This window comes from Dokdonella fugitiva, from assembly GCF_014138265.1.
In the GTDB taxonomy this organism is placed as follows: Bacteria; Pseudomonadota; Gammaproteobacteria; order Xanthomonadales; family Rhodanobacteraceae; genus Dokdonella_A; species Dokdonella_A fugitiva_A.
Genome location: NZ_JACGXL010000003.1, coordinates 198394 through 221711 on the forward strand (window position 1 = coordinate 198394; position 23318 = coordinate 221711).

Consider the following 23318-nt stretch of genomic DNA (forward strand, 5'->3'; position numbering starts at 1 on the left):
GTGTTGGGCTACTTCTACGTGGATGGAGTCTGGGCGGCGGCCTGACTACCGTCCGCCGGCTTGCCGCGCGGTACCGCGGCCGGTTTTGCCGGCTCGACCGCCGGGGCTGCTGGCTGCGCGAGTGGCCCGAGCAAGCCCTGGACCGGCTCGAGGTGGCGCGCGACCTCCTGCGGCAGGCGCGCGGCGAGCCATTGCGCGCCGCGCTCGAAACCGGGCAGCAATTGTGACTGATGCCACCACGGATCGCGCGCGAATGGCGTGAATCCGAGCAGCAACACGACCAGCACGACCAGGGCGAGTCCGCGCACGAGGCCGAACACCATGCCGAGCAGGCGATCGCTGCCGGACAACCCGCTGCCTTCGACGAGCTTTCGCATGAGGAACGTGACGATCGCACCGGCGATCAGCACGGCCATGAAACAGAGCGCGTAGGCGAGGATCACGCGCACCGACGGGGTGGATATGCTGGCGGAAAAGCGTTCCGCAAGGGCCGGGCCGAGCATCCAGGCGACCCAGAACGCGCAGACCCATACCGTCAGCGCGAGGATTTCACCGACGAAACCGCGCCACAGCCCCATCAGCACGGAAAGTCCGAGCACCGCGATGATCGTGTAGTCGACCCAGTTCATGCGGCGGCCGGGAATCGAAACCGGACCATCGGCCACGGAGCGTGGACGGCGGTGCACCTGGCCGGCTTCACTCCCGATTCCTGCTGCCCCGTGCCCGCCTTCATCACTGCGTCACGACGATGCCGTCGAGCTTGAGCTTGTCCTTGATGCCCGCGCGCAACTTTTCCGCCGCGCCGCGATCGACTTCAGGACCTGCGCGCACGCGCCACAGCGTCGTGCCGTTGGCGTCGACCTTGTCGACGAACGCGACGAAACCCGCGTTCTTGACCCGGTCGCGCAGCTTGTTCGCGTCTTCCGCCGTCTTCAGCGCGCCGAGCTGCACCGCCCAGCCGCCGGCGCGCCCGGCCGGGAGCGCACTCGCGGGCGCATCGGCTTTCGCATCCTCGGCCGTCGCGACCACGCTGCCGGGCACGCTCGGTCGCGCCTGCTTGATGCGCAGGCGCGCGGCTTCGGCGGCCGCACGATCGGCGAATGGACCCACCCGCACGCGTTCGGCCGGCTTGCCCTGGACCTCACTCGCTTCGGTCGCCGCCGGGAAACCGCCCTTCTTGAGGCTCGCGACGAGGTCCTGCGCGTTCTTGCTGCTCGCGTACACGCCGAGGTTGACGTAGTAGCGTCCGTTGGCCGCCTGCCCCGGCACCGGCTTCGCGGCCTCCGGCTCGGGTTTGGCCGGCTCGGGCTTGGCGGGCGCCGGCTTCGGCGGTGTCGCGGTGGCGACCTGCGCCGGCGCCGGGGTCGCCGGCGGCGGCGCGGGCTTGGGTGCGGTCGCCGTATCGACGGTCGCGATCGTCTCGGGCGCCGGCGACGGTGGCGGTGCGCTCGCGGGCGTGGTCGGATTGGCCGCGGACGGATCGACCGGCAGCACGCGCGTCTGGAATTCGCGATCCGGCGCGGGCGGGATCGCGAGGGTCGACGTCTCCATCTCGGCCGACTTCTGCGGCGCGGAACCGGAAATGAGCATCGGCACGAAGATCACGGCCAGCGCGATCAGCACCGCGGCGCCGAGCAGGCGCTGTTTCAACGACAGATCCATGATCGATCCGCTTCTGGCGACGGCGCGATTATACCCGCCCGGCACACCGTTCCCGCCACGCGATTGCGCGCACGTTCAGCGTCGTGCGGCGAACTGCAGCGCGGCGGCCGCGACGAAGAACGAACCGAAGGCGAGCACGCGGTCGCCCGGTCGCGCATCCACGCACGCGGCCGCGAGCGCGGCTTCGACGTCCGCGCTCGCGCTGGCGAGATGTCCGTCGTCGACGTCCGCGAGCAATCCGGCGAGCGCGTGCGCATCGAGGCCGCGCGGCGAGTCGCGATCGAGCCCGGCCGGATACCATCGATCGACCTGGCGCGCGACCGCCCTGACGATGCCGCGCACGTCCTTGTCGGCGAGCGCGCCGAACACCGCGAGCGTGCGGCCGCGCGACGGCGTGCGCCGCAACCATTGCGCGAGCACGCCGGCCGCCTGCGGGTTGTGCGCCACGTCGACGACGAGTTCGGGCTCGCCGCTGAAACGCTGCAGGCGCGCACCGACGCGTGCGTCGGCGACGCCGCGCGAGATCGCCGCGGGATTCCAGCCGAGCCGTCCACGCAACGCGTGCAGCACGGCGATCGCGCCGGCCGCGTTGGCGTGCTGGCACGGCGCGGACAAGCCGGGTGGCGGCAACGCCAGTGCGGCCGCGCCGCTGCGCCAGCGCCACGCGCCGTCCGCGTCGACTTCGTACGCGTAGTCGCGTCCGGCGCGGCGCAGGTCCGCGCCGATGCGCCCTGCTTCGGCGAGCAATGCCGCCGGTGGATCCGCTTCCGCGATGATCGCCGGCCGCCCCGCGCGAAAGATGCCGGCCTTCTCGCGACCGATGCTGTCGCGGTCGTCGCCGAGCCAGTCCTGGTGGTCGAGGTCGACCGTGGTGACGATGGATGCGTCGGCGTCGACGAGGTTGACCGCGTCGAGGCGTCCGCCGAGGCCGACTTCGAGCACGGCGACGTCGAGGCCTGCGTGCGCGAAGATCCACAGCGCGGCGAGCGTGCCGTACTCGAAATAGGTGAGCGCGATCGTCGCGGCGGCATCGCCGGTCGCGCCGAGGCGCGCGGCCTCGATGCGCTCGAATGCGTCGGTCAGCGCGGCGTCGTCGACGTCGGTGCCGGCGACGCGCACGCGCTCGTTGTAGTGCAACAGGTGCGGCGAAGTGTAGGCACCGACGCGCCGCCCGTCGGCGGCGAGCATCGCTTCGAGGAACGCGACCGTCGAGCCCTTGCCGTTGGTGCCGCCGACCGTGATCACCAGAGGTGCCGGCGCCGGTGCGCCGAGCCGATGCCACACCTCGCGCACGCGCTCGAGGCCGAGTTCGATCGCGCGCGGATGCACGCGCTGCTGGTAGTCGAGCCAGTCGGCCAGACCGGTCGGTTGCGTCGCCATTGGCACGCTCAGCGTTCGAGGACGCGCCGCGGCTTCCACGGCAGGCGCCCGCGCCAGTACTGGATCAGCAGGAAACCGAACGCGAGGCCGCCCAGGTGCGCGAAATGCGCGACGCCGGCTTGCGTGCCGGTCACCCCCAGATAGAGCTCGAGGCCGCCGTACAGGGTCACGAACAGCCATGCGGGCATCGGGATCGCGAAATAGACGAGGATGCGCGCGTGCGGAAACATCATGCCGTAGGCGAGCAGCAGGCCGAACACGCCGCCCGATGCGCCGAGCGTCGGGTAGTAGCCGTTGCCGAAGAAGTGCATGACCGCGAGCTGGGTCAGCGCGGCGCCCACGGCGCAGACGAAGTAGTAGAGCAGGAACGGCCGCGATCCGAACAACTGCTCGATCGGCCCGCCGAACATCCACAGCGCGAGCATGTTGAACGCGATGTGCGCGAAGCTGCCGTGCAGGAACGCATAGCTGACGAGCTGCCACGCCTCGAAGCCGGGCACGTTGCCGTACGGCGAAGGGCCGAGCGGCCACAGCGCGAAGTGCACGAGCAGCGCATCGCCCATGACCTGTTGCAACAGGTAGACGACGACGTTCGCGATCAGCAATGCGCGGGTGATCGGGGGCGTATCGAGGGGCATGCACGGAACGACCGGGGGCGACGTCGCATTGTGACCGCTCGTGCCGCGTCACGCGAGTGCACCCAGGGCCATCGGGCTGCAAGCGAACGCGGTGTCGAGGAAGGAGCGGCCATGGATCGCCGATCTGGACGAACCGAAGCCGACGTGACCGGCACAAGGAAGCGGTCCGTCGAAGCAGCGTCCATTGACGAACAAAAAAATGGGGGCCGCCGCAGCGGCCCCCTGAAACTCAATTGCGCGCCGGGTTGTTCTCGGCGAAGTACTCGTGGCTGTCCGCGTTGTCGATCGCGTGGTTCGGATTGCTGTTGGCGAGGTTGTGCGCGGCGGTCTGGCCGTAGGCCCAGTCGTCGGTGCCGGCGACGACGTTGAAGTGGCTCGACTCGTGCACGAGCGTGCCCGCGCGCGAATCGGTGCCGGTGTTCGGCGCCGACCAGAACGCACCGCAAAGGTACACGCGGTACGGCTGCGTCGGGTAGACGTAGGCGTAGGTGCCGCTGTCGGTGCAGCTGCAGTCGAACGTGTACGGCTGCGACGACAGCGCGCTCTTCAGATTGGTGAAGTGCGTGCGCACGGTCGAATAGCGGCTGCTCGTGTAGGTGCCGAACCACCAGGTGTAGCGCGTGCCGTGCGTGCCTGCGTCGAGGTAGCTCTTCGCATTGGTCGCGTAGGTGACCGCGGAGTTGCGCGCGGTCGCGAGCTGCGTCTGGCGCGTGTTGCTGCAGCTGACGAAACTGTTGGTCGCCGCCAGCACGCCGGGTGCACCCTGCGTCGACATGGCTTCGTCGAACGCGTCCGGCGCGCCGTCGACCCACAGCGTCACCGCGTCGCTGTCGATCGCCGCCGTCGCGGCCACGCCGGCCTTGGACGCCTGCTGTGCCTCGAGCAATGCACTCTGGGCGTCGCGCACGTAACGGATCGCGTACTGGCCACCCGCCTTCATGTCGTAGTACGCGCTGAGGTCGACCTCGACCGAACGCGATTCGCCCGGCTTCAGCTCGATGTAGTCGCCCGCGCCCGGTGCGGCGCGCTTGTACATCGGGCCGACGTAGGCGACGGCCGCGCCGTCGCGCTCGACGCTGAACAGGTCGGACGTGACGCCGTCGAACGGCGTCTGCCAGCGCAGCACGTGCATCGCCGCCGCGCCGTCGTTCGCCATCGTGAAGACGAGCTTGCCGCTGCCGATGTCGGCGGCCTTCGCCGAAGCATCCAGGTGCACGGAGACGCCGCCCGGTGCCGCGGCGGCGGTACCTGCGAACGCGCAGGCGAACAACAACGATCCCAACAAGACCTTACCCATGGCTCTCCCTCATGTGGTAGGAGCGGGCATCGTCGATGCCCGCGCGGCCCCCAAAGCCGCGCGCGGAGCGTATGGGGTGTCGCGCCGGCGCGTAACGCGGCAGCGCAACAAGCGCGCCGCGCAATGCGACCTGCGTCACTCATTCAGGCAGGAAGACCTTCTCGAACCCGGCGACGAGGATGCGGTCGATCACGGTCACGGACCCGCGCATGCCGCTCGTGAGGTCGCCGTGCTGGTCGCAGTAGTAGCCGATCGTGCCGAGGCGGTTGAAGCGCACCGATACCTGCCACGGCTGGCTGCTCGGCGCGTTGTGCAGGTTGCAGTCGAGCGCGCAGGTGAAGCTGCCGTCGTCGGCGCGCACGTTGTGCAGGCCGCCGTTGTTGACGAAGTGGATCGAATCGCCCTGGTAAATCTCGATCTGCGCGGGCGAGAACGTCATGTCCGCGTTCGCGGTCACGGTGAACGAGCGCGCCTGCGCGTTCGACGCGGCGAGCGCGCAGGCGAGGAGCAACGCGCGCATCGCGCTGTCAGGCCATGAAGCCGAGGTTGCCGCCGGCGGCGAAGCGGCCGAGGTTCGGGAACATGTCCGCGATGCCGCTGGCGTCGACGCCGTACCAGCGCGCGAGCGTCGCCGAGTACTGGTCGACGGCGAGGGTCGGGATGATCTGGCCATAGCCGGTGTCGTCGGGATTGCCGTTGTTCGGGAGGCCTTCGTCGTACTGCGCCAGCGACGGCATGGTGCCGTAGAACCGCTGACCGCGTACAGCGCCGCCGACGACGAAGTGGTGGCCGCCCCAGCCGTGGTCGGTGCCGTCGCTGTTGACCGCGAGCGAACGGCCGAAATCGGACGCGGTGAAGGCCGTGACGCCGTCGGCGACACCCATCTCGACGGTCGCCGCGTGGAACGCCGCGAGCGCCTGCGACAGTTGCTGCAGGTTGTCCGCCTGGTCGGTCAGCTGCGTGCCGTGCGTGTCGTAGTTGCCGACGGAGACGAAGAACACCTGGCGGTTCATGCCGAGCGCCGCGCGCACCTTGATCATGAGCGCGACGGCGGCGAGCTGGTTGCCGAGGTCCGTGTCGGGGAACGGCGTGGTGAGGCGCGTGCCGGTCATCGCCGCGTTGAGCAGCGCCGCGTTGGCGATCGCGCGATTCGCGGTATCGGCGAAGGCGCGTTCGAGCACGTGCGCCTGCGTGCCGCTCGCGCGCAGCGCGTCGTACGCGGCGGCGCGCCCGGGATCGTTGCCGTTGCCGACCACCCACGATTCGGGGCCGTCGCCGCGGAAGCTCATGCCCTGCACCTGGAAGAAATCGACCGGGTTGCCCTGGTCGTCGACGCCGGCCGCGGCGAACGCCGCACCGTAGGCATCGACGGCGAACTGATTGACGCTCGCCGCGCGCTGGAAGCGGTTCTCGCCGGACAGCGTGATGCTCATCGGCAGCTCGCCCGCGTTCGAGCTGTACAGCATGTCGGCGATGCGCCCGCCCCAGCCGTTCGCGTTGGCGTCGTCGGGGCGCGAGGTCTGCCACTGGTTGGTCTGGTCGTCGTGCGAATACAGTTGCGGCGGCGTCAGCACGGCACCGCTCTGGTACTGCTGTTGCGTGATCGGATAGAGCAGCGAGCCGACGTTGGCGACGATCGCGGCCTTGCCGCTGTTGAACAGGCCGCGCAGGCCCGCATTGCCGCCTGCAACCTGGCCCATCGACGGATGCATGCCGTAGGTCGCGCCGTCACTCGGCAGTCCGCCGGGCAGGCCGCCCTGGGCGGCGAGCGGATTGAGCACGTTCGCCTGCAGGTCGCCCTGAGCGATCGCGAGCGCCTGGCGCGTGGCCTGGTAGGTCGCGTAGTGCGACGCGTCGCACGGCACGATCGTGTTGAAGCTGTCGTTGCCGCCGTACAGGTAGACGCAGACGAGCGCCTTGTAGTCGGTGAACGCGTAGCGACGTCCCGCCGCCGCGGCCGAAATCAGCCGCAGGTTGCCGAGCGCGCCGTAGAGGCTGGCGCCGCCGAGCGCGGCGCAGATGCTCCGTCGCAGGAACTCACGTCGATTCACGTGCATGGGTGGATCCTCTCTGCGTACGCGGTCGAGCCGCCGGCGGCGCGGCTCATTTCTGGATCGAGTATTCGGGTGAATTGAAGATGAGGTAGAGCGCTTCCTGCACGCGTGCGCGGCCGATGTCGTCGTAGTCGCCCGGGTCCATCGCGGCGAGGCGCGTGACGAGCACGTTGCGCATGAACGGCGACATCTGTCCGCCCATCATGAGCAGGCTGTAGCGATCGACCAGCGCGGCCGGATCGCTCGCCGCGAGCGGCGCATCGCGCGCCTCGTTCACCTGCAGCGTCTGCGGGTTGTCCGCGTCCCAGCAGGCTTCGCTCGCGGTGTAGTTGCAGAAGACCTGGTGGAACAGATAGTTCGGCATCGCCGTCGACGTCGTGTCGCCGAGGATCTGGAACTCGGGGCTGACCAGGCCGCGCGTGCGCACCTCGCCGGGCTGGGCGAAATCGGGCTTGAAGAAGTTGAACACGGTCGGCGAATACAGCGGCGCCTGGCCGATCTGCTCGACGATCGGCGGCCACGTGTCGAGGTTGCCCGAGCGCCCGCTGTAGAGCGCGTCGCCGGTCGGCGTGCGCGCCGCCATCGCGCGCCACAGCTGGGTGATCCTGAGCAGCGGCTCGCGCAACTTGCCGAACGTGTCCGGCTTCTGCCACTGGCCATAGCGCGCTTCCGGATCGAGCAGGATCGCCTTCACCACGGCCTTGAGGTTGCCGCGCACGTGCGAGGCGCTGCCGTCGTCGTTGAACACCTGCGCGACGCGCTGCACGTACGCCGGTGTCGGATTGCTGGTGACGAGGCGCTGGATCAGGCGGATCGCGATGAACGGGCCGACGTTCGGATGGTGGAACACGTTGTCGAGCGCGGCGGTGAGTTCGGCCTGCGCCGCGCCACCGTGCGCGAGCACGCCGCCCGCGAGCGCGACGCCCGGGTAATCGAGCAGTTGCTTGTCGGTCGTGTCGTCGTGCCAGTACTCGACCGGTTCCATCGGACGCTGCCAGGCGAGATCGTCGCTGTTGGCCGGGCCGCAGTAGAAGTACTGCCAAGGATTCTCGGGGTTGTTGCAGCAGAGCGGCACGCCGTCCTGGTAGTCGACGCTGCATCCGACGCTGTTGAAGTCCCAGCCGGTGAACACGGCGGCGAAACCGCGCACGGCTTCCTGGCCATAGGTCGCCACGGGCTGGCCGTTGACGAGCTTGGGCGTGCCGTCGAGATTGAGCTGGACGAGGCCGATCGAGAACAACTGGTTGATCTCGCGCGCGTAGTTCTCGTCCGGATGGATGTTCTCCTCCGGATTCGCCTTCTGGTTCTGGATCGAGCTGAGGAACACGCCCATCGCGGGATGCTTGGTGACGTCCTCGAGCAGGTTGCGGTAGTTGCCGAACGCATCCGCGGCGAGCATGTCGTAGAAGCTCGCGAGCGCCCACGGCTGCTGGGCGAGCGTGCCGTTGCTGTTGGAGACGACGAAGATCTCGCTCAGCGCGAACGCGACGCGCTGGCGCAACTGGTCGGTCGGGACCTGCTGCGAGCGGCTCGGATCCGGCGTGCCGACGGAATTGATCGTCCATGTCTGCAGGCGCGTGCCGGCCCATTCGGCGACCACGTTGCAATAGTCGTCGCCGGCCGGGCAGGACAGGCCCTGCACCCAGTCGAGGTAGGGCACCTGCGTCGACGGCACCTTGGCGAACTGCTCGTTGAGCCACGCGCCGTAGCCGACCGCGCGCAGGTGCGCGATGTCCTCGGTGGTCGCGCCGAACGTCGCCTGGGCGAGGAAGCGCGACGCGTCGGCGTCCGTCGCCGGGCCGCCGGCGATGCCTTCGAAGCCGTCGTGGAAGGTCTGGTCGGGCCAGTGGCTCTGCGCGCTCGTGCGCGCGGCCGGCAGCGCGCACAGGCACGCGAGCGCGACGACCCGGAAATCCCGCAGGGATCTTGCGAACCGCATCACGACCTCCCCTTCCGGCGTTCCGGAATGCGCGGACTCTAATCCTCCCGTGCGATCGCGTTCATGACGCGTACCGCAATTGCGCGATGCGATGCTCAGCTTTCGGCGCGCGCCGACTTGCGCTTGCCCGTCTGCGCGGGCGGCCCCCAGAGCAGGTGGTCGACGTCGCGCTCCCAGCCGTGCACGGCGAGGTCGACGCGGCCGCCACGGACGAGCACGCCTTCTCCGGCGAGGTGACGCACCTGTTCGCGGAACGCCTTGCTGCCCGGTGGGAACGCGATGCGGCCGTCGGCGCGCAGGACGCGGTACCACGGCAGCCCGAGCGCGGACGGCGCTTCGCGCAGCACCGTACCGACCAGGCGAGCGCGTCCCGGCAAGCCGGCGCGGCGGGCGATTTCGCCGTAGTTGGCGACGCGCCCCTGCGGTATCGCGGCGATCGCCGCACGAATCGCGTGGTGGGCGGGCGGCGGTTCGGGCCGGACTGACTTCATGGCGCACGCACGCTAGCATAGAGGCCGCGCCCGCCGGAGATTCCTCGTGCAGAGTTTCGAACAGATCCGTTCCCATGTCGGCAGCCGCCACGCGCTGCGCACGAACGATCCGTACCTCATCAGCTTCGACCTCACGCTCGCGGACGGTCGCCACCAGGGCGTCTACCTCGCGGAGATGGAGGACGAGGAAGGCGCGAAGTACCTGCGCATCTCGACACCGATCGGTCCGTACACCGGCATGGACGGCGCGCGCTGCCTGCGCTTCAACTGGGAACAGCGCACCGGCTACCTCGCGATCAGCGACCTGGAAGGCTCGCCGTACCTGCAGCTGTGCGAGAACCGCCCGTACACCCTGCTCTCGCCGAGCGAGATCGATCGCGTGATCGCCGAACTCGGCGCGCTCGGCGACCGCATGGAGCAGGCGATCTCGAACGGCGGCGACACGTTCTGACGGCGCAGGCGGCGCGAGCCGCGCTGCCGTCGTGGGTCGGGGGGGGGGCGAGCAGCGGCTTCGCCGCTCCCCGATGCAACGCCGCGCCGATTCGCTCAGCCGAGCAGGCCGAACATCCGCGCGCCGCGAACGAGCAGCCAGGCGATGCCGCCGGTGACCGGCAGGGTGAGGATCCACGCCCACACCATGCGCTCGACGATCGTCCAGCGGATCGCGTTGGCGCGCTTGGCGACGCCGACGCCGAGGATCGCCGCCGAGATGTTGTGCGTCGTCGACACCGGGATACCGAAATGCGATGCGGTGAGGATCACGCTCGCCGAGGCGGTTTCGGCGGCGAAGCCGTTGATCGGGTGCAGCTTGACCATCTTGTGACCGAGCGTCTTGATGATGCGCCAGCCACCGACCGCGGTACCGGCCGCCATCACGAGGGCGCAGAGGATCTTGATCCACATCGCGATCTCGAACTGCTTGCCCGCGTCTTCCTCGATGCGCAGGAAATGCAGCCACGACGGCACCTGGTCGAGCGTGCCGGACGCGGTCGCCGTGGCCAGCGCGAGCGCGATGATGCCCATCGTCTTCTGCGCGTCGTTCATGCCGTGCGACAGGCCCATCGCGCTCGCCGAAACGAGCTGCGCCTTGCCGAAGAACGCGTTCGCGAACCGCGTGCGACCGAGCCGCTGCAACGGCCCCTTGCGCGAACCGAGGAACTCGATCAGCGAGAACAGCAGGCCCATGAACAGCAGGCCGAGCACGAAGCCGGCGACCGGCGAGGTCACCATCGGCACGATCACCTTCGGCAACACGCCCTTCTCGCCCCACCAGTGTGCGCCGCCCTGCACCCAGATGATCGCGCGCCAGTCGTCGTGCGCGGCGGCCAGCGCGGCGCCGCAGAGGCCGCCGACGAGCGCGTGCGAGGAACTCGAAGGCAGGCCCCACCACCAGGTGATGAGGTTCCAGGCCACGGCGCCGAGCAGCGCGCAGATCAGCACGATCGGCGTGACGGCGACGAGGTTGGTGTCGATAAGCCCGGACGCGATCGTCTTCGCGACCGCGGTGCCGATCAGCGCGCCGACGAGGTTGGTCGCCGCGGCGAGCAGCACTGCCTGGCCCGGGCTGAGCACCTTGGTCGCGACCACGGTCGCGATCGAATTGGCGGTGTCGTGAAAGCCGTTGATGTACTCGAAGGCCAGCGCGATCAGCACGACCAGCAGGACGAGGGTCAGTTCCATCGACAATCCTTGCTCGGCCGCGGCGCGGTCAGGAGTTCTTGAGGACGATCTGGTAGACGACATTGCCGGCGTCGCGGCAACGGTCGATCGCCTTTTCCAGCAGCTCGAACAGGTCTTTCAGCAGCAGGATGCGGATCGGCTCGTGGCGGCCGCCATAGAGGTCGCGGTACAGCTCCAGCAGCAGGCGATCGGCCTCGTTCTCGATCGCCTGCAGGCGATCGTTGAGCGCGCTCATCGCCTCGAGGTTCATGCCCTTGCGCAACTGCGCGACCATCTGGCGGATCACCTCGGCGGCCTTCTCGAGCAACGCGGCGCGCGTGCCGAAATCGATGTCGCCGAGGCGGTCGGCGGCGAGCGCGTAACGCTCGGCGAACTTCGAGATCGCCTTGGTGATCTTGTTGAGCGCGGCCGACAGCGCCTCGATGTCCTCGCGGTCGAGCGCCGTCACGAACGTGTTGACGAGCTCCCTGCTGATCTGCGCGGTGAGGTCCTTCTCGCGCTTGCGCGCGAGCATGAACTCGTCGAGCGAGACCGCCTGCTGGCGTGTCGCGAGCATCTTGACGAGCGCGGCGGCGGAGTCGCGCGCCGCATCGGCACTGGCTTCGAGCAGGCCGTAGAACTTGTCGCCCTTGCCGAAAATCGTCTGCAGCGAAAACATGGGGTGCGGGTCCTGTCGTTGTCGGGGGCCGTGCCGCGCGAGCGGCGCGTATGTTACAGCACCGTTTCAGCATCGTGTCGGCGCCTGCCCCGGCCACGCCGGGCGTCGCGTCGTTGCTACACTCGCCGCAAACGCGCGCCGACCGGGCGCGGCCGGCGTACCGCGGCAGGCCGCGCGGCGCCTTTTCCGGGCGAGTCGAGGACGACTCCCCGCCACCCTGGGGGCAAGCGGCCCGGATGCTGATCGAATTCCTGCTCGTCGTCGTGCTCGCGTTGTGCAACGGCTTCTTCGCGCTCAGCGAAATGGCCCTCATGACGGCGCGCCACAGCCGCCTCAAGCAGCTCGCGCGCGACAGCCGGCGCGCGAAGGCCGCGCTCGACCTCGTGCAGCAGCCGGAAGGCTTTCTCGCCACCGTGCAGGTGTTCATCACGCTGCTGCAGATAAGCGCGGGTGCGGCGCTCGGCGCCGACATCGGCGACCGCATCGGCGTCGCGCTCGACGCGCTCGACCTGCCGCTGCTCGACCGCTACGCGGTCGGGATCGGCGTCTCGCTGAGCGTCGCCGCCATCACCTTCCTCAACATGCTGCTCGGCGAGCTCGCGCCCAAGCGCGCGGCGCTCGTCGACCCGGAGAAGTTCGCGATCGCCGTCGCGCTGCCGATGCGCGCGATGGCATGGCTCGCCGCACCGTTCACGTTCGTGCTGATCGGGCTGACGCGCCGGCTGCTGCGCCTGCTGCGCATGGACCGGGTCAGCCGCGGCAATGTCAGCGAGGAGGAGATCCGCCTGCTCGTCGCCGAAGGCGCCGACCAGGGCGTGATCGACAGCGACGAGCGCAACATGGTCAACCGCGTGCTGCGCCTCGGCGACCGCAGCGCCGACAGCGTCATGACGCCGCGCACGCGCATCGCCTGGCTCGACGCCGACGCGCCGCTCGAGGAGAACCTCGCGACGATGCGCGAAACGCCGTACTCGCGCTATCCGGTCTGCCGCGGCGGCCTGCAGGACGTGCTCGGCGTGCTCGAGACCAAGCGCGTGATCGGCCGCCTCGCGAGCCCGCTCGCGGGTGAACTGTTCAAGCAGCTGCGCGAGCCGCTGTACGTGCCGGCGACCGCACGCGCGCTCGACCTGCTCGAGGAATTCCGCGACGCCGAGATCCCGATGGCGCTCGTCGTCGACGAGTACGGCGAGATCGACGGGCTCGTCACGCTCAACGACGTGCTCTCGGCGGTGCTCGGCAAGGCCGCCGCGGCGCCCTCCACGGGGCCGGCCGAACATCCGATCGTGCAGCGCGACGACGGCAGCTGGCTCGTTGACGGCAGTGTCGGCATCGACGACCTGCGCGAGCTGCTCGGCCGCTCGGAACTGCCCGACGAAGAAGAGCACGAATACCGCACCGCGGCCGGCATGGTGATGGCGCGCTTCGGCCGCATCCCGCAGGCCGGCGAGCATTTCAGCTGGAACGGCTTCCGCTTCGAGGTCGTCGACCTCGACGGCGCGCGCATCGACAAGCTGCTCATTTCGCGCACCGGGCCCGAAGGCGGGGAATAACCGACCGCCCGGCGAGCGCCGCGATCTAGACCCCGTCGCCCGGTTCCGCGTCGCGCGCGAGGCGGGCCATGCGCGTCGCGTCGGCGAGGATGCCGTGCAGCGCGCGCAGTTCGCGCGCGTCCGGCGCAGCGCGCAGGAACACGCGGCGCAGGCGCTGCAGGATGCGCTCGGGCGAGCGTCCCTTGTGGAAATCGATCGCCTCGAGCGTGCGCGCGAGGTGGGCGAAGAACTGCTCCATCTCGGCCGCGTCCGCGCGCGCGTCGCCGTGCATGGGCGCCGCATCCGCGCGCCGCTCGAGCCAGGCCATGCGCAGTTCCCACGCGACGACCTGCACCGCCTGGGCGAGGTTCAACGAGGAATAGCTCGGATCGGCCGGGATCGTGATACCCGCGTGGCAATGCTTGATCTCGTCGTTGTCGAGCCCGGACCGCTCATTGCCGAACAGCAGCGCGACCTCGTGCCCGGCGAGCGCCGCGTCGAGCACGCGGTGCGCGGCGCCGCGCGGATCGAGTTCCTCGAGCACGACACCGCGGCGGCGCGCGGTCGCGCCGAGCACGAGGCGGCAGTCGGCGATCGCGTCGGGCAAGGTCGCGTGCACGGCGGCCGCGTCGACGACGTCGCCGGCGCCCGCCGCGAGCGCGGTCGCCTCGGCATGCGGGAATGCCTCGGGAGCGACGAGGGCGAGGCGGTGCAGGCCCATCGTGCGGATCGCGCGCGCGGCCGACCCGATGTTGCCCGGATGCGAGGTGCGGACGAGCACGAAGCGGACGAGGTCGAGCGGTGACGTCACGGTGTTCCGGTCCGAAAGTGCGGCAATGACGGGGCCATTTCGCCCTCGGCGGTCGACGACGATCGCATAACTACCACCCGATCTGCTACCCTCGCGCGCCTGCGCGGCCCGACCGCGCCCGTTCTTTCCAACGCCGCCCCCAGCGAAACAGCCATGCCAAGACCCGCCGTCAACGTGGCGGTGCGCGCCGCGCGCGCCGCCGGCCAGATCATCCTGCGCTACATGAACCGCCTGGACAGCCTCGAGGTGATCGAGAAGCAGCGGCACGACTACGTGTCGGAGGTCGACAAGCTCGCCGAGGCGGAGATCATACGTGAACTGCGCCGCGCCTATCCGCGCGATGCGATCCTCGGCGAGGAGTCGGGCCAGATCGGCAAGTCGCGCAACGTCTGGGTCATCGACCCGCTCGACGGCACCCACAACTACCTGCGCGGATTCCCGCATTTCTGCGTGTCGATCGCGCTGCTCGAGGGCGGCGAGCCCGTCGTCGGCGTCGTCTACGACCCGCTGCGCGACGAGCTCTACACCACGAGCAAGGGCGACGGCGCCTACCTCAACGACCGTCGCATCCGCGTCGGCAAGCGCGAAGGCCTCGGCGGCGCGCTGCTCGTGACCGGTTTCCCGTACCGCCAGCGCCGCCACCTCGACGCGCAGCTCGGCATGACGCGCGTGCTGCTCGCCGAGGCGGAAGACATCCGCCGCACCGGCTCGGCCGCGCTCGACCTCGCCTACGTCGCCGCCGGACGCGTCGACGGCTACTTCGAGATCGGCCTCTACACCTGGGACATGGCCGCAGGCTGCCTGCTCGTGCGCGAAGCGGGCGGACGCTACTGCGACTTCACCGGCCGCGACGGCATCCCGGAGACCGGCAACCTCGTCGCCGGCAACGTCCACGTCGCGAACGCGATGGTCAAGGCGATCGCGCCCGAAGTGACGCCGGTGCTCGCGCGCTGAACACCGCAAGCCAGGCGGACGCTGAAGCCAAAGCAGAAGACTGAAACACGAAGAACACGAAGGAAAAGCAATTTTCCTTCGATGGCTCGACATTGCCCCTTCGCGCCGCGGACAAGCGCAGGCGGTACAACGCTGCGAGCCGGGCGTGTTGTTCTTCGAAAGTGCGGCCAGGATGGCCGCTTCTGGACTCGAACGAAACCGACTGCGCGCGCCACTACGCGGAACCCATGATGCGGCGATCATGGATGAGCGCAAGTAAACCCGCACAAAAAAAAGCCCGGCTTGCGCCGGGCTTTTTCCTTGTTGCTTGGCAGAACCGATCTTACGGGTTCTCGACCTTCAGCTCGGTGCGACGGTTGCGCGCGCGGCCTTCCTTCGTCGAGTTGGTGTCGATCGGCTGGCTCTCGCCGAAGCCCTTGACCGCAGTGATGCGGCTGGCATCGATACCATGCGACGTCAGGTAGTCCGAGACGATCTGCGCGCGACGCTCCGACAGACCCTGGTTGTACTGGTCGGTGCCGACGGAGTCGGTGTGGCCGTCCAGCTCGACCTTGATCTCCGGGTAACGCTTCAGCGCGTCGACCGCCTGGTCGAGGATCGCGATGGAGTCGGAGGTCGGGACCGCGAGGGTCGGGTCGATGTTGTGCTCACCCTTCTTCGGACGGTCGAACTTGAAGTTCACGCCGCGCAGGTCGATGACGACCTTCTGCGGGCAGCCGTCGGGACCGACGATCGTACCGGCCGGCGTGTCGGCGCAACGGTCGTCGCAGTTGTTGACGCCGTCATGGTCGTCGTCGAGCGAATGGCAGTCCGGAGCCGGCGGCGGAGCGACCGGCTTCTCGGCGGCGACAGCGGCGGCATGACCGAAGCTGTAGACGAGGCCGACGCTGGCGATGCCGTCGACGTAGCCGCTCTTGCGCGAGATGTCGTAGCCGAGCGCTTCGGACAGGTTGCCACGCGTATTGTTGTCGTGGTCGTAACGCGCCGCGAGTTCACCGCGGATCGCGACGTTCTCGGACAGGTTGTACTGGATACCGCCGCCGGCGGTGACCATCGGATCCCAGCCGTGCGGATCGTAGCCCTGGCCGTCGAGCAGGTAGCCCGAGTAGGCCGCGTGGCGCAGCGCGCCGACGCCGACCATCACGTACGGACGCCACTGCGCGCCCTCGTCACCGAAGAACCAGCGGCCGCTGACGCCGAGGCCGACGCTTTCCCACTCGTGACCCGAACGCCAGGAGCTGTCTTCGAACTTGGCGTTGTTCATCGTGTACTCGAAATCGACCGCGAGGTGCGGGTTGACCCACACGCCGACGCCGAAGCCGCCCCACACGGACGTATCCGTCATGCGTTCGCTATCGGAGAAATTCGCGCCGATGCGCGGGGCGATGTACCAGTTGCCGAAATCCTGCGCGTGCACGGCAGCGCTGCCGCCGACGAGCGCCAGGGCGATGAGCGCACTAAGGGCATTACGTTTCATTCTGGAGGACTCCTCTCTCGTTTTGGTATCAACGCGTGCCCGCCCAATGTCCGCAGGACGCTCACACTCCTCCCTAGTCTACGCCAAAACAATGACAGGGAAACGAGCGCTTAACACTTTAGCATGGGCGCCGGGCTGCGGCCGCAGTGTAGCCAGATCAGTGCCCTGCGCCAACGCTATTGTGAAGATGCCGTTAAGGCTTCGCTCAGTTGGCGCAAAATGTAACGCGGGCCTGTCGGGCTCGATGCGCGTTCAGGATCATCTCGTCGATCCGCTCCGATACGCTTCGACCGCCTCGCCCGGCACGCGTATCGCGCCCTCCATGAGCACGCGTGCGCTGCGGCTCATGATCGCCTTCGTCACCGTCCACACGCCGTCGACGTCGCGCGCCTGCGCGCCGACGCGCAGCGTGCCCGACGGGTGACCGAAACGCACCGCCTCGCGCTCGCCGCCGCCCGCGGCACGGTTGACGACCGTGCCCGGGATCGCCGCCGCGGTGGCGATCGCCACGGCGGCCGTGCCCATCATCGCGTGGTGCAGTTTGCCCATCGAGATAGCCCGCGCAAGCAGGTCGATGTCGGACGCGCGCACCGGCTTGCCGCTCGAGGCGACGTAGTCGGCCGGGGGCGCGACGAACGCGACCTTTGGCGTCAGCGGGCGCGCCGCGGCCTTCGAGACGTCGTCGATGAGACCCATGCGCACCGCGGCGGTGGCGCGGATCGCTTCCAGCTTGGCCAGCAAGGCCTTGTCCTCGTTGATCGCCGGCTGCAGCTCGGTGCCGTCGCAGCCGAGCGCGGCCGCGTCGACGAACACGACCGGCACGCCGGCGTTGATCAGGGTCGCCTCGAGCGTGCCGACACCCGCGACCTCGAGCGCCTCGACGAGGTGCCCGGTCGGGAACATCGCGCCGCCGTCCTCGCCCTCGTCGGCGGGATCGAGGAACTCCAGCTGGATCTCGGCGGCGGGAAATGCCACGCCGTCGAGTTCGAAGTCGCCGGTCTCCTGCACCTGCCCCTCGTGCACGGGCACGTGCGCGACGATCGTCTTGCCGATGTTGGCCTGCCAGATGCGCACGGTGCAGTGGCCGTCGCGCGGCACCCGCGCGGGATCGACGAAGCCGTTGGCGATCGCGAACGGGCCCACCGCCGAGGACAGGTTGCCGCAGTTGCCGCTCCAGTCGATGAAATCGCCGTCGATCGGCACCTGGCCGTACAGGTAATCCACGTCGTGGTCCGGCACCGACGGCGGGGAAATGATCACGACCTTGCTCGTGCTCGAGGTCGCGCCACCCATGCCGTCGGTGTGCTTGCCGTAGGGGTCGGGCGAGCCGATCACCCGTACCAGCAGCGCATCGCGCGCCTTGCCGGGCACCTGCGCGAAACCGGGCAGGTCCTGCAGGCGGAAGAACACCCCCTTCGACGTGCCGCCACGCATGTAGGTGGCGGGGATGCGGAGCTGTGGAAGCGTGGACATCGATCGGGATTCCGTGTCGCGGGTCGGCGCGCGGCGCCGGCATGAAGGGAAAACGCGGCGTTCAGGCCGCGCGCGTCGATTCGAGGAAGTCCTGCGCGAAGCGCTGCAGCACGCCGCCCGCCTCGTAGATCGCGACTTCCTCGGCTGTGTCGAGGCGGCAGGTGACCGGCACCTCGACGGTGTCGCCGTCGCGGCGGTGGATCACCAGCGTCAACGTCGCGCGCGGCTTGCGCGCACCGACGACGTCGTAGGTTTCGGTGCCGTCGAGCGCGAGCGTCGTGCGGTTCGTGCCCGGCTCGAACTCGAGCGGCAGCACGCCCATGCCGATGAGGTTGGTGCGATGGATGCGCTCGAAGCCTTCGGCGACGATCGCCTCGACGCCGGCGAGGCGCACGCCCTTCGCCGCCCAGTCGCGCGAACTGCCCTGGCCGTAGTCGGCGCCGGCGATGATGATGAGCGGCTGGCCGCGGTCCATGTAGGTCTCGATCGCCTCCCACATCCGCATGACCTTGCCTTCCGGCTCGACGCGTGCGAGCGAACCCTGCTTAACGCGACCGTCGACGACCGCCATCTCGTTGACGAGTTTCGGGTTCGCGAAGGTCGCGCGCTGCGCGGTGAGATGGTCGCCGCGGTGCGTCGCGTACGAATTGAAGTCCTCTTCGGGCAAGCCCATCTTCGCGAGGTACTCGCCCGCCGCGCTGTCGGCGAGGATCGCGTTCGACGGCGACAGGTGGTCGGTCGTGATGTTGTCGCCGAGCAATGCGAGCGGGCGCAGCCCACGCAGCGTGCGTTCGCCCGCGAGCGCGCCTTCCCAGTACGGTGGACGACGGATGTAGGTGCTTTGCGCGCGCCAGTCGTACAGTGGGCTCACCACGCCGCCGTGTTCGACCGCGATCCTGAACATCGGCTCGTACACGCGGCGGAACTGTTCCGGCTTCACGTGCTCGCGCACGATCGCGTCGACCTCGGCGTCGTCGGGCCAGATGTCGGCGAGGCGCACCGCGTTGCCGTCCGCGTCGTGGCCGAGCACGTCCTTCTCGATGTCGAAACGGATCGTACCGGCGATCGCATACGCGATCACCAGCGGCGGCGAGGCGAGGAACGCCTGCTTCGCGTACGGATGGATGCGGCCGTCGAAGTTGCGGTTGCCCGACAGCACCGCGGTCGCGTACAGGTCGCGCTCGACGATCTCCTGCTGGATCCGCGGGTCGAGCGCGCCGCTCATGCCGTTGCAGGTCGTGCAGGCGAATGCGACGATGCCGAAGCCGAGCTTCTCGAGGTCGGGCAACAGCCCGGCGTCCTCGAGGTAGAGCTGCACCGCCTTCGAGCCCGGCGCGAGCGACGTCTTCACCCACGGCTTGCGCACGAGTCCCTTCGCGTTCGCGTTGCGCGCGAGCAGCGCGGCGGCGATCACGTTGCGCGGGTTCGAGGTGTTCGTGCAACTGGTGATCGCGGCGATGATGACCGCGCCATCGGGCAGCAGGCCTTGTGCTTCCTGCGCGCGCGCGCCATCGAGGTTCGCGGCGACGCCGCGCTCGGCGAGCGCCGAGGTCGGCAGGCGCTTGTGCGGGTTGGACGGGCCGGCCATGTTGCGCACGACACCCGACAGGTCGAAGTGCAGCGTGCGCTCGTACTGGGCGGTCGAGAGTGCATCGGCCCACAGCCCCGCGGTTTTCGCGTAGGTCTCGACCAGGCGCACCTGCTCGTCGCTGCGGCCGGTGAGGCGCAGGTAATCGAGCGTCTGCTCGTCGATGAAGAACATCGCCGCGGTCGCGCCGTATTCGGGCGCCATGTTCGAGATCGTCGCGCGGTCGCCGATCGTGAGCGCAGCGGCGCCTTCGCCGCGGAACTCGAGGTAGGCACCGACGACCTTCGACTGGCGCAGGAATTCGGTCAGCGCGAGCACGACGTCGGTCGCGGTGATGCCCGGCTGCGGCTTGCCCGAGAGTTCGACGCCGACGATGTCCGGCAGGCGCATCCACGACGCGCGGCCGAGCATGACGTTCTCCGCCTCGAGGCCGCCGACGCCGACCGCGATCACGCCGAGCGCGTCGACGTGCGGCGTGTGGCTGTCGGTGCCGACGCACGTGTCCGGATAGGCGACGCCCCGGCCGTCATCGGCACGTTGGATGCCGATCACCGGCGACATCTTCTCCAGGTTGATCTGGTGCATGATGCCGTTGCCGGGCGGGATCACGTCGACGTTGCGGAACGCCTGCTTGGTCCAGTCGATGAAATGGAAGCGGTCTTCGTTGCGGCGATCCTCGATCGCGCGGTTCTTCGCGAACGCGCCCGGGTCGTAGCCGCCGCATTCGACGCTGAGCGAATGGTCGACGATGAGCTGCACCGGCACGACCGGATTGACCTTCGCCGGATCGCCGCCCTGCTCCGCGATCGCGTCGCGCAGGCCGGCGAGGTCGACCAGCGCGGTCTGGCCGAGGATGTCGTGGCAGACGACGCGCGCGGGGAACCACGGGAAGTCGAGGTCGCGCCTGCGGCCGACGAGCTGCCCGAGATAGGCGTCGAGCTTGTCCGGATCGGCGCGGCGCACGAGGTTCTCGGCGTGCACGCGCGCGGTGTACGGCAGCGTGGCCCACGCGCCGGGCTCGATCGCTTCGACGGCGGCGCGCGCATCGAAATAGTCGAGCGTGGTGCCCGGCAGCGGCTTGCGGAATTGGGTGTTCATGGCGACGGATCTGTGGGTGGCGGTCGGCGGGAGGCACGTGACGCACGTGGACTTTCGCTACGGGCCGACGGTGCGCCGACGGCGTGACCCGACAGCGCGATCCGGCCTCGCCTTCGAGCCTTCCGGAGCACGCTATTGTGCCAGATGGCCGCGCCGCGGAGCCGATGCCGCGCACGTGCGCGGCACGCCGGCAATGGGATACATGCGGGCGACGGACCCTCGCCTCAACGCTCGTAGGCGCCGATGTCGATCGCATTGCCGGCGACGCGGGCGGCGCCGGCGTAGTCGAGCGATCCGGCCAGTCCGCCGCCGGGATCGCTGCCCGCGTCGATCGCGGGCGACCCCGCCGCGACGCGCAGGTCCGGCGCGAGGAGATCGAGGAACAGCGGATCGGCGAACGGCGAGTGCGCATCCTGCGACGAGCCCGCGCGCCAGGCCGCTAGGCTGTCGTACTCGGTGCCGCGCCAGGTCCAGCTCGATCCCGCGGCACCGGCGTCGGACCAGTACAGGTTGTGATCGAGCATGGCCGGCGCCGTGGTGTCGCCGGTATAGGCGTAGACGAGCACGCCGCCGGCGCCCGCGTACAGCACGTTGTCGACGACGAGGTTGTCGCTAGCGTGGTACTGGATCTGCAGCTCGCCCGAACCCGTACCCTGCACGTCGTTGCGCAGCAGCGTGTTGCCGACCACGCTGCAATGTTCGGTGCCGCCGACGCCGGCCGCATAGCCGCCGAGCGAGATGCCGCTCGAATTGCCCGAATGAACGAGGTTCGACCGCGCGACGACGTAGCTCGTCGTGCGCCCCGCGTGTTCACTCGCGAGCTCGATGCCGAGGTCGACGTGATGCACGAGGTTGCGTTCGATCGTGATGCGCGTGCCGCCGTCGACGTAGATGCCGTCCGCGGCGTATTCGTTGCCGTAGGCGGGATTGCCGTACGAGCTGACGTGGTGGACCGTGTTGCCGACGATGACGCCGTCGCGCGCCTGGTCGTAGGCTGGATCCGGCGCGACGCCCTCGAAACCGATCGCGCCGATGCCGATGTTGTTGGTGTCGTGCACGTGGTTGCCGCTGATCGTCCATTGCTCGACGTTGCCGTCGAGCGAAAACGATTCGCTGCAGCCGAGCACGAGATGATCGATCTCGTTGCCGGCGATCACCAGCCGGTTGATCGACGCAGGCGCGCGCGTGCCGTCGACCTTGAGGCCGAATGCGTTAGCGGTGCACCCGCCCGCCGTCGTGCGGATGTCGTGGACGTGGTTGTCGAGCACGCGGATGTCGCTGCCCGCGCCGGTCACGTACAGCCCGATCGGCACGTTCGCGGTCGACGCGGTCGCATAGTTGCGCAGCTCGAGCCCACGCACGACCACGTGGCTCGCGTCGACGAGCGAGACGAGGCCGTACTGGCCACCCGGGATCGGCAATCCGCTGCCGTCGATGATCGCTGCGTCGCCGGGCGCCGCCTGCAGCACGATCGGGCCGTCCGCGTCGGAGCCCGAGTGGGCGATCGTCACGAGTTCGTTGTAGGTTCCCGCGTGCACGCAGATCGCATCGCCGGCGGCGACCGTGTCGACCGCGTGCTGGATCGACGCCCACGGCGACGTGGCGCTGCCGTCGTGGCCGTCGTCGCCGCCCGGCGCGACGTGGTACGCGTGCGCGGGCGGTCGCTCGAAGCCGGAATCGAACACGGTGTCGCCCGCGCGCGGGCATTGCGCTGCCGCGATCGGCATCGCGCACCACAGGGCGAGCCCGAGCATTCCACGCATGCGTCCTGCCTCGACCGGGGAACCCGCGCACTATGCCAGCACGCGGTCGCCACGATGGCGCACGCGATCACATCGGCACGATCGCACCGGCAGGATCAAGGACGGCGCCTGAGCTCGTCGAGGATCGCGGCCAGCGTGGCCGCGTTGCGACGCGCGAGCTCGAGCGATTCCTGCGTCGCTGCCAGCTGCGCGTCACGGAGTTCCGCTGCGCGCACGATGTTCTCGCGCCCGAGGCGGTTGACCTCGGCCGAATCGCGCAGCAGCCGAAACGCGCGGCGCTGCACCGCATAGACGAAGGCGACCGCGACCACGAGCACCGCGAGCAGCGCGAGCACGAGGCCCCAGCGCGACCACCCTTCGGCGGACGTGCGGTCGTCGTCGCGATAGTAGGTGGCCGCCCATTCCGCGATCGACAGCCATGCCTGGCGATCGTCCACGTAGACGAAGTTCTGCCGCTCGGCCTTCCAGCCCGCGACGCCGGCGGACGCCTGCGGCGACGCTTGCGCGGCCGGCAGGTCGGGCAGGTCGAAGTCGACCGTGCCACGCGCGGCGACACGGTCGTCGCCGCCGCGCCGGCCCGCTTCGGTGCGCACGATCGCGGCCAGCAAGCGCACGCGACCGTCGTAGCCGAGCGATTCGCTGCGATAGCGATAGTCACCGTCCGCCTGCGCCTCGAGCGTGCCGTCGCGGCGCATCGCCGCTTCCCAGGCGTGGATCAGGCCGGGACGATCGGGCGCGGCGCACGCCAGCGCGGGCAGCAGCAGGATCAGCACGACGAAGCGACGCATGGCGCAATCCTGCGGACGGTGCGCGAGCATAGCGCGCG

Annotated in this window: 20 protein-coding genes; 3 read left to right on the forward strand and 17 right to left on the reverse strand. The window is 69.3% G+C overall.

Going from position 1 to position 23318, the window contains the following annotated elements; genetic code table 11:
* Positions 1-14 precede the first annotated feature (14 nt).
* The 9 genes from FHW12_RS11290 to FHW12_RS11330 form a co-directional block, all read right to left on the reverse strand.
* Positions 15-629 (reverse strand): CvpA family protein, encoded by a 615-nt coding sequence (locus tag FHW12_RS11290; protein ID WP_182531134.1) that lies wholly within the window; start codon positions 627-629, stop codon positions 15-17.
* A gap of 103 nt (positions 630-732) precedes the next feature.
* Positions 733-1662 carry an SPOR domain-containing protein gene (locus tag FHW12_RS11295; protein ID WP_259393014.1) on the reverse strand — a complete coding sequence of 310 codons (930 nt, stop codon included), beginning with the start codon at positions 1660-1662 and terminating at the stop codon, positions 733-735.
* Positions 1663-1737: 75 nt separating this feature from the next.
* The gene (gene folC, locus FHW12_RS11300) at positions 1738-3042 is read right to left on the reverse strand and encodes a bifunctional tetrahydrofolate synthase/dihydrofolate synthase (RefSeq protein WP_182531135.1); all 1305 of its coding nucleotides are present in this window, start codon (positions 3040-3042) and stop codon (positions 1738-1740) included.
* 8 nt (positions 3043-3050) lie between these two features.
* Positions 3051-3680, reverse strand: coding sequence for a rhomboid family intramembrane serine protease (locus tag FHW12_RS11305; protein WP_182531136.1), 630 nt, complete (start codon positions 3678-3680; stop codon positions 3051-3053).
* A 229-nt stretch (positions 3681-3909) separates the two neighbouring features.
* A complete protein-coding gene (locus FHW12_RS11310) occupies positions 3910-4977 on the reverse strand; it encodes a M35 family metallo-endopeptidase (RefSeq protein ID WP_259393015.1) in 1068 nt (355 codons plus the stop codon).
* 139 nt (positions 4978-5116) lie between these two features.
* Positions 5117-5497 carry a cupredoxin domain-containing protein gene (locus FHW12_RS11315; RefSeq protein ID WP_182531137.1) on the reverse strand — a complete coding sequence of 127 codons (381 nt, stop codon included), beginning with the start codon at positions 5495-5497 and terminating at the stop codon, positions 5117-5119.
* Between the two features lie 7 nt (positions 5498-5504).
* Complete coding sequence (locus FHW12_RS11320) at positions 5505-7034, reverse strand: DUF1501 domain-containing protein (protein ID WP_182531138.1); 1530 nt, start codon at positions 7032-7034, stop codon at positions 5505-5507.
* A gap of 46 nt (positions 7035-7080) precedes the next feature.
* Positions 7081-8970, reverse strand: a complete 1890-nt coding sequence (locus tag FHW12_RS11325) for a DUF1800 domain-containing protein (RefSeq protein ID WP_182531139.1) — start codon at positions 8968-8970, stop codon at positions 7081-7083.
* Positions 8971-9065: 95 nt separating this feature from the next.
* A complete protein-coding gene (locus FHW12_RS11330; protein WP_182531140.1) occupies positions 9066-9461 on the reverse strand; it encodes an MGMT family protein in 396 nt (131 codons plus the stop codon).
* A gap of 46 nt (positions 9462-9507) precedes the next feature.
* Between FHW12_RS11330 and FHW12_RS11335 the strand changes: the two genes are divergently transcribed.
* Entirely contained in the window at positions 9508-9912 is a 405-nt protein-coding gene (locus FHW12_RS11335) for a hypothetical protein (protein WP_182531141.1), read from the forward strand.
* A gap of 95 nt (positions 9913-10007) precedes the next feature.
* On the opposite strand, the gene FHW12_RS11340 is transcribed toward FHW12_RS11335, so the two are convergent.
* Together FHW12_RS11340 and FHW12_RS11345 are read right to left on the reverse strand one after the other, a co-directional pair.
* Positions 10008-11141: an inorganic phosphate transporter gene (locus tag FHW12_RS11340; protein WP_182531142.1), complete on the reverse strand. Its 1134-nt coding sequence runs from the start codon at positions 11139-11141 to the stop codon at positions 10008-10010.
* Between the two features lie 28 nt (positions 11142-11169).
* On the reverse strand, positions 11170-11799 hold the full coding sequence (locus FHW12_RS11345) for a DUF47 domain-containing protein (RefSeq protein WP_182531143.1): 630 nt from the start codon (positions 11797-11799) through the stop codon (positions 11170-11172).
* 236 nt (positions 11800-12035) lie between these two features.
* Between FHW12_RS11345 and FHW12_RS11350 the strand changes: the two genes are divergently transcribed.
* Entirely contained in the window at positions 12036-13349 is a 1314-nt protein-coding gene (locus FHW12_RS11350) for a hemolysin family protein (protein WP_182531144.1), read from the forward strand.
* Between the two features lie 25 nt (positions 13350-13374).
* Here FHW12_RS11350 and FHW12_RS11355 read toward each other — a convergent pair whose 3' ends face one another.
* Entirely contained in the window at positions 13375-14139 is a 765-nt protein-coding gene (locus FHW12_RS11355; protein WP_182531145.1) for an RNA methyltransferase, read from the reverse strand.
* A gap of 153 nt (positions 14140-14292) precedes the next feature.
* Between FHW12_RS11355 and FHW12_RS11360 the strand changes: the two genes are divergently transcribed.
* Complete coding sequence (locus tag FHW12_RS11360; protein ID WP_182531146.1) at positions 14293-15093, forward strand: inositol monophosphatase family protein; 801 nt, start codon at positions 14293-14295, stop codon at positions 15091-15093.
* 322 nt (positions 15094-15415) lie between these two features.
* Here the strand turns inward: FHW12_RS11360 and FHW12_RS11365 are convergent, their stop codons facing one another.
* The 5 genes from FHW12_RS11365 to FHW12_RS11385 form a co-directional block, all read right to left on the reverse strand.
* Complete coding sequence (locus FHW12_RS11365; protein ID WP_182531147.1) at positions 15416-16570, reverse strand: OmpA family protein; 1155 nt, start codon at positions 16568-16570, stop codon at positions 15416-15418.
* Positions 16571-16828: 258 nt separating this feature from the next.
* Complete coding sequence (gene prpF / locus FHW12_RS11370) at positions 16829-18043, reverse strand: 2-methylaconitate cis-trans isomerase PrpF (protein WP_182531148.1); 1215 nt, start codon at positions 18041-18043, stop codon at positions 16829-16831.
* 61 nt (positions 18044-18104) lie between these two features.
* Entirely contained in the window at positions 18105-20729 is a 2625-nt protein-coding gene (gene acnD, locus FHW12_RS11375) for a Fe/S-dependent 2-methylisocitrate dehydratase AcnD (RefSeq protein ID WP_182531149.1), read from the reverse strand.
* 224 nt (positions 20730-20953) lie between these two features.
* Positions 20954-22492: a right-handed parallel beta-helix repeat-containing protein gene (locus FHW12_RS11380; protein WP_182531150.1), complete on the reverse strand. Its 1539-nt coding sequence runs from the start codon at positions 22490-22492 to the stop codon at positions 20954-20956.
* A 95-nt stretch (positions 22493-22587) separates the two neighbouring features.
* The gene (locus FHW12_RS11385; RefSeq protein ID WP_182531151.1) at positions 22588-23280 is read right to left on the reverse strand and encodes a hypothetical protein; all 693 of its coding nucleotides are present in this window, start codon (positions 23278-23280) and stop codon (positions 22588-22590) included.
* Positions 23281-23318: the final 38 nt, after the last annotated feature.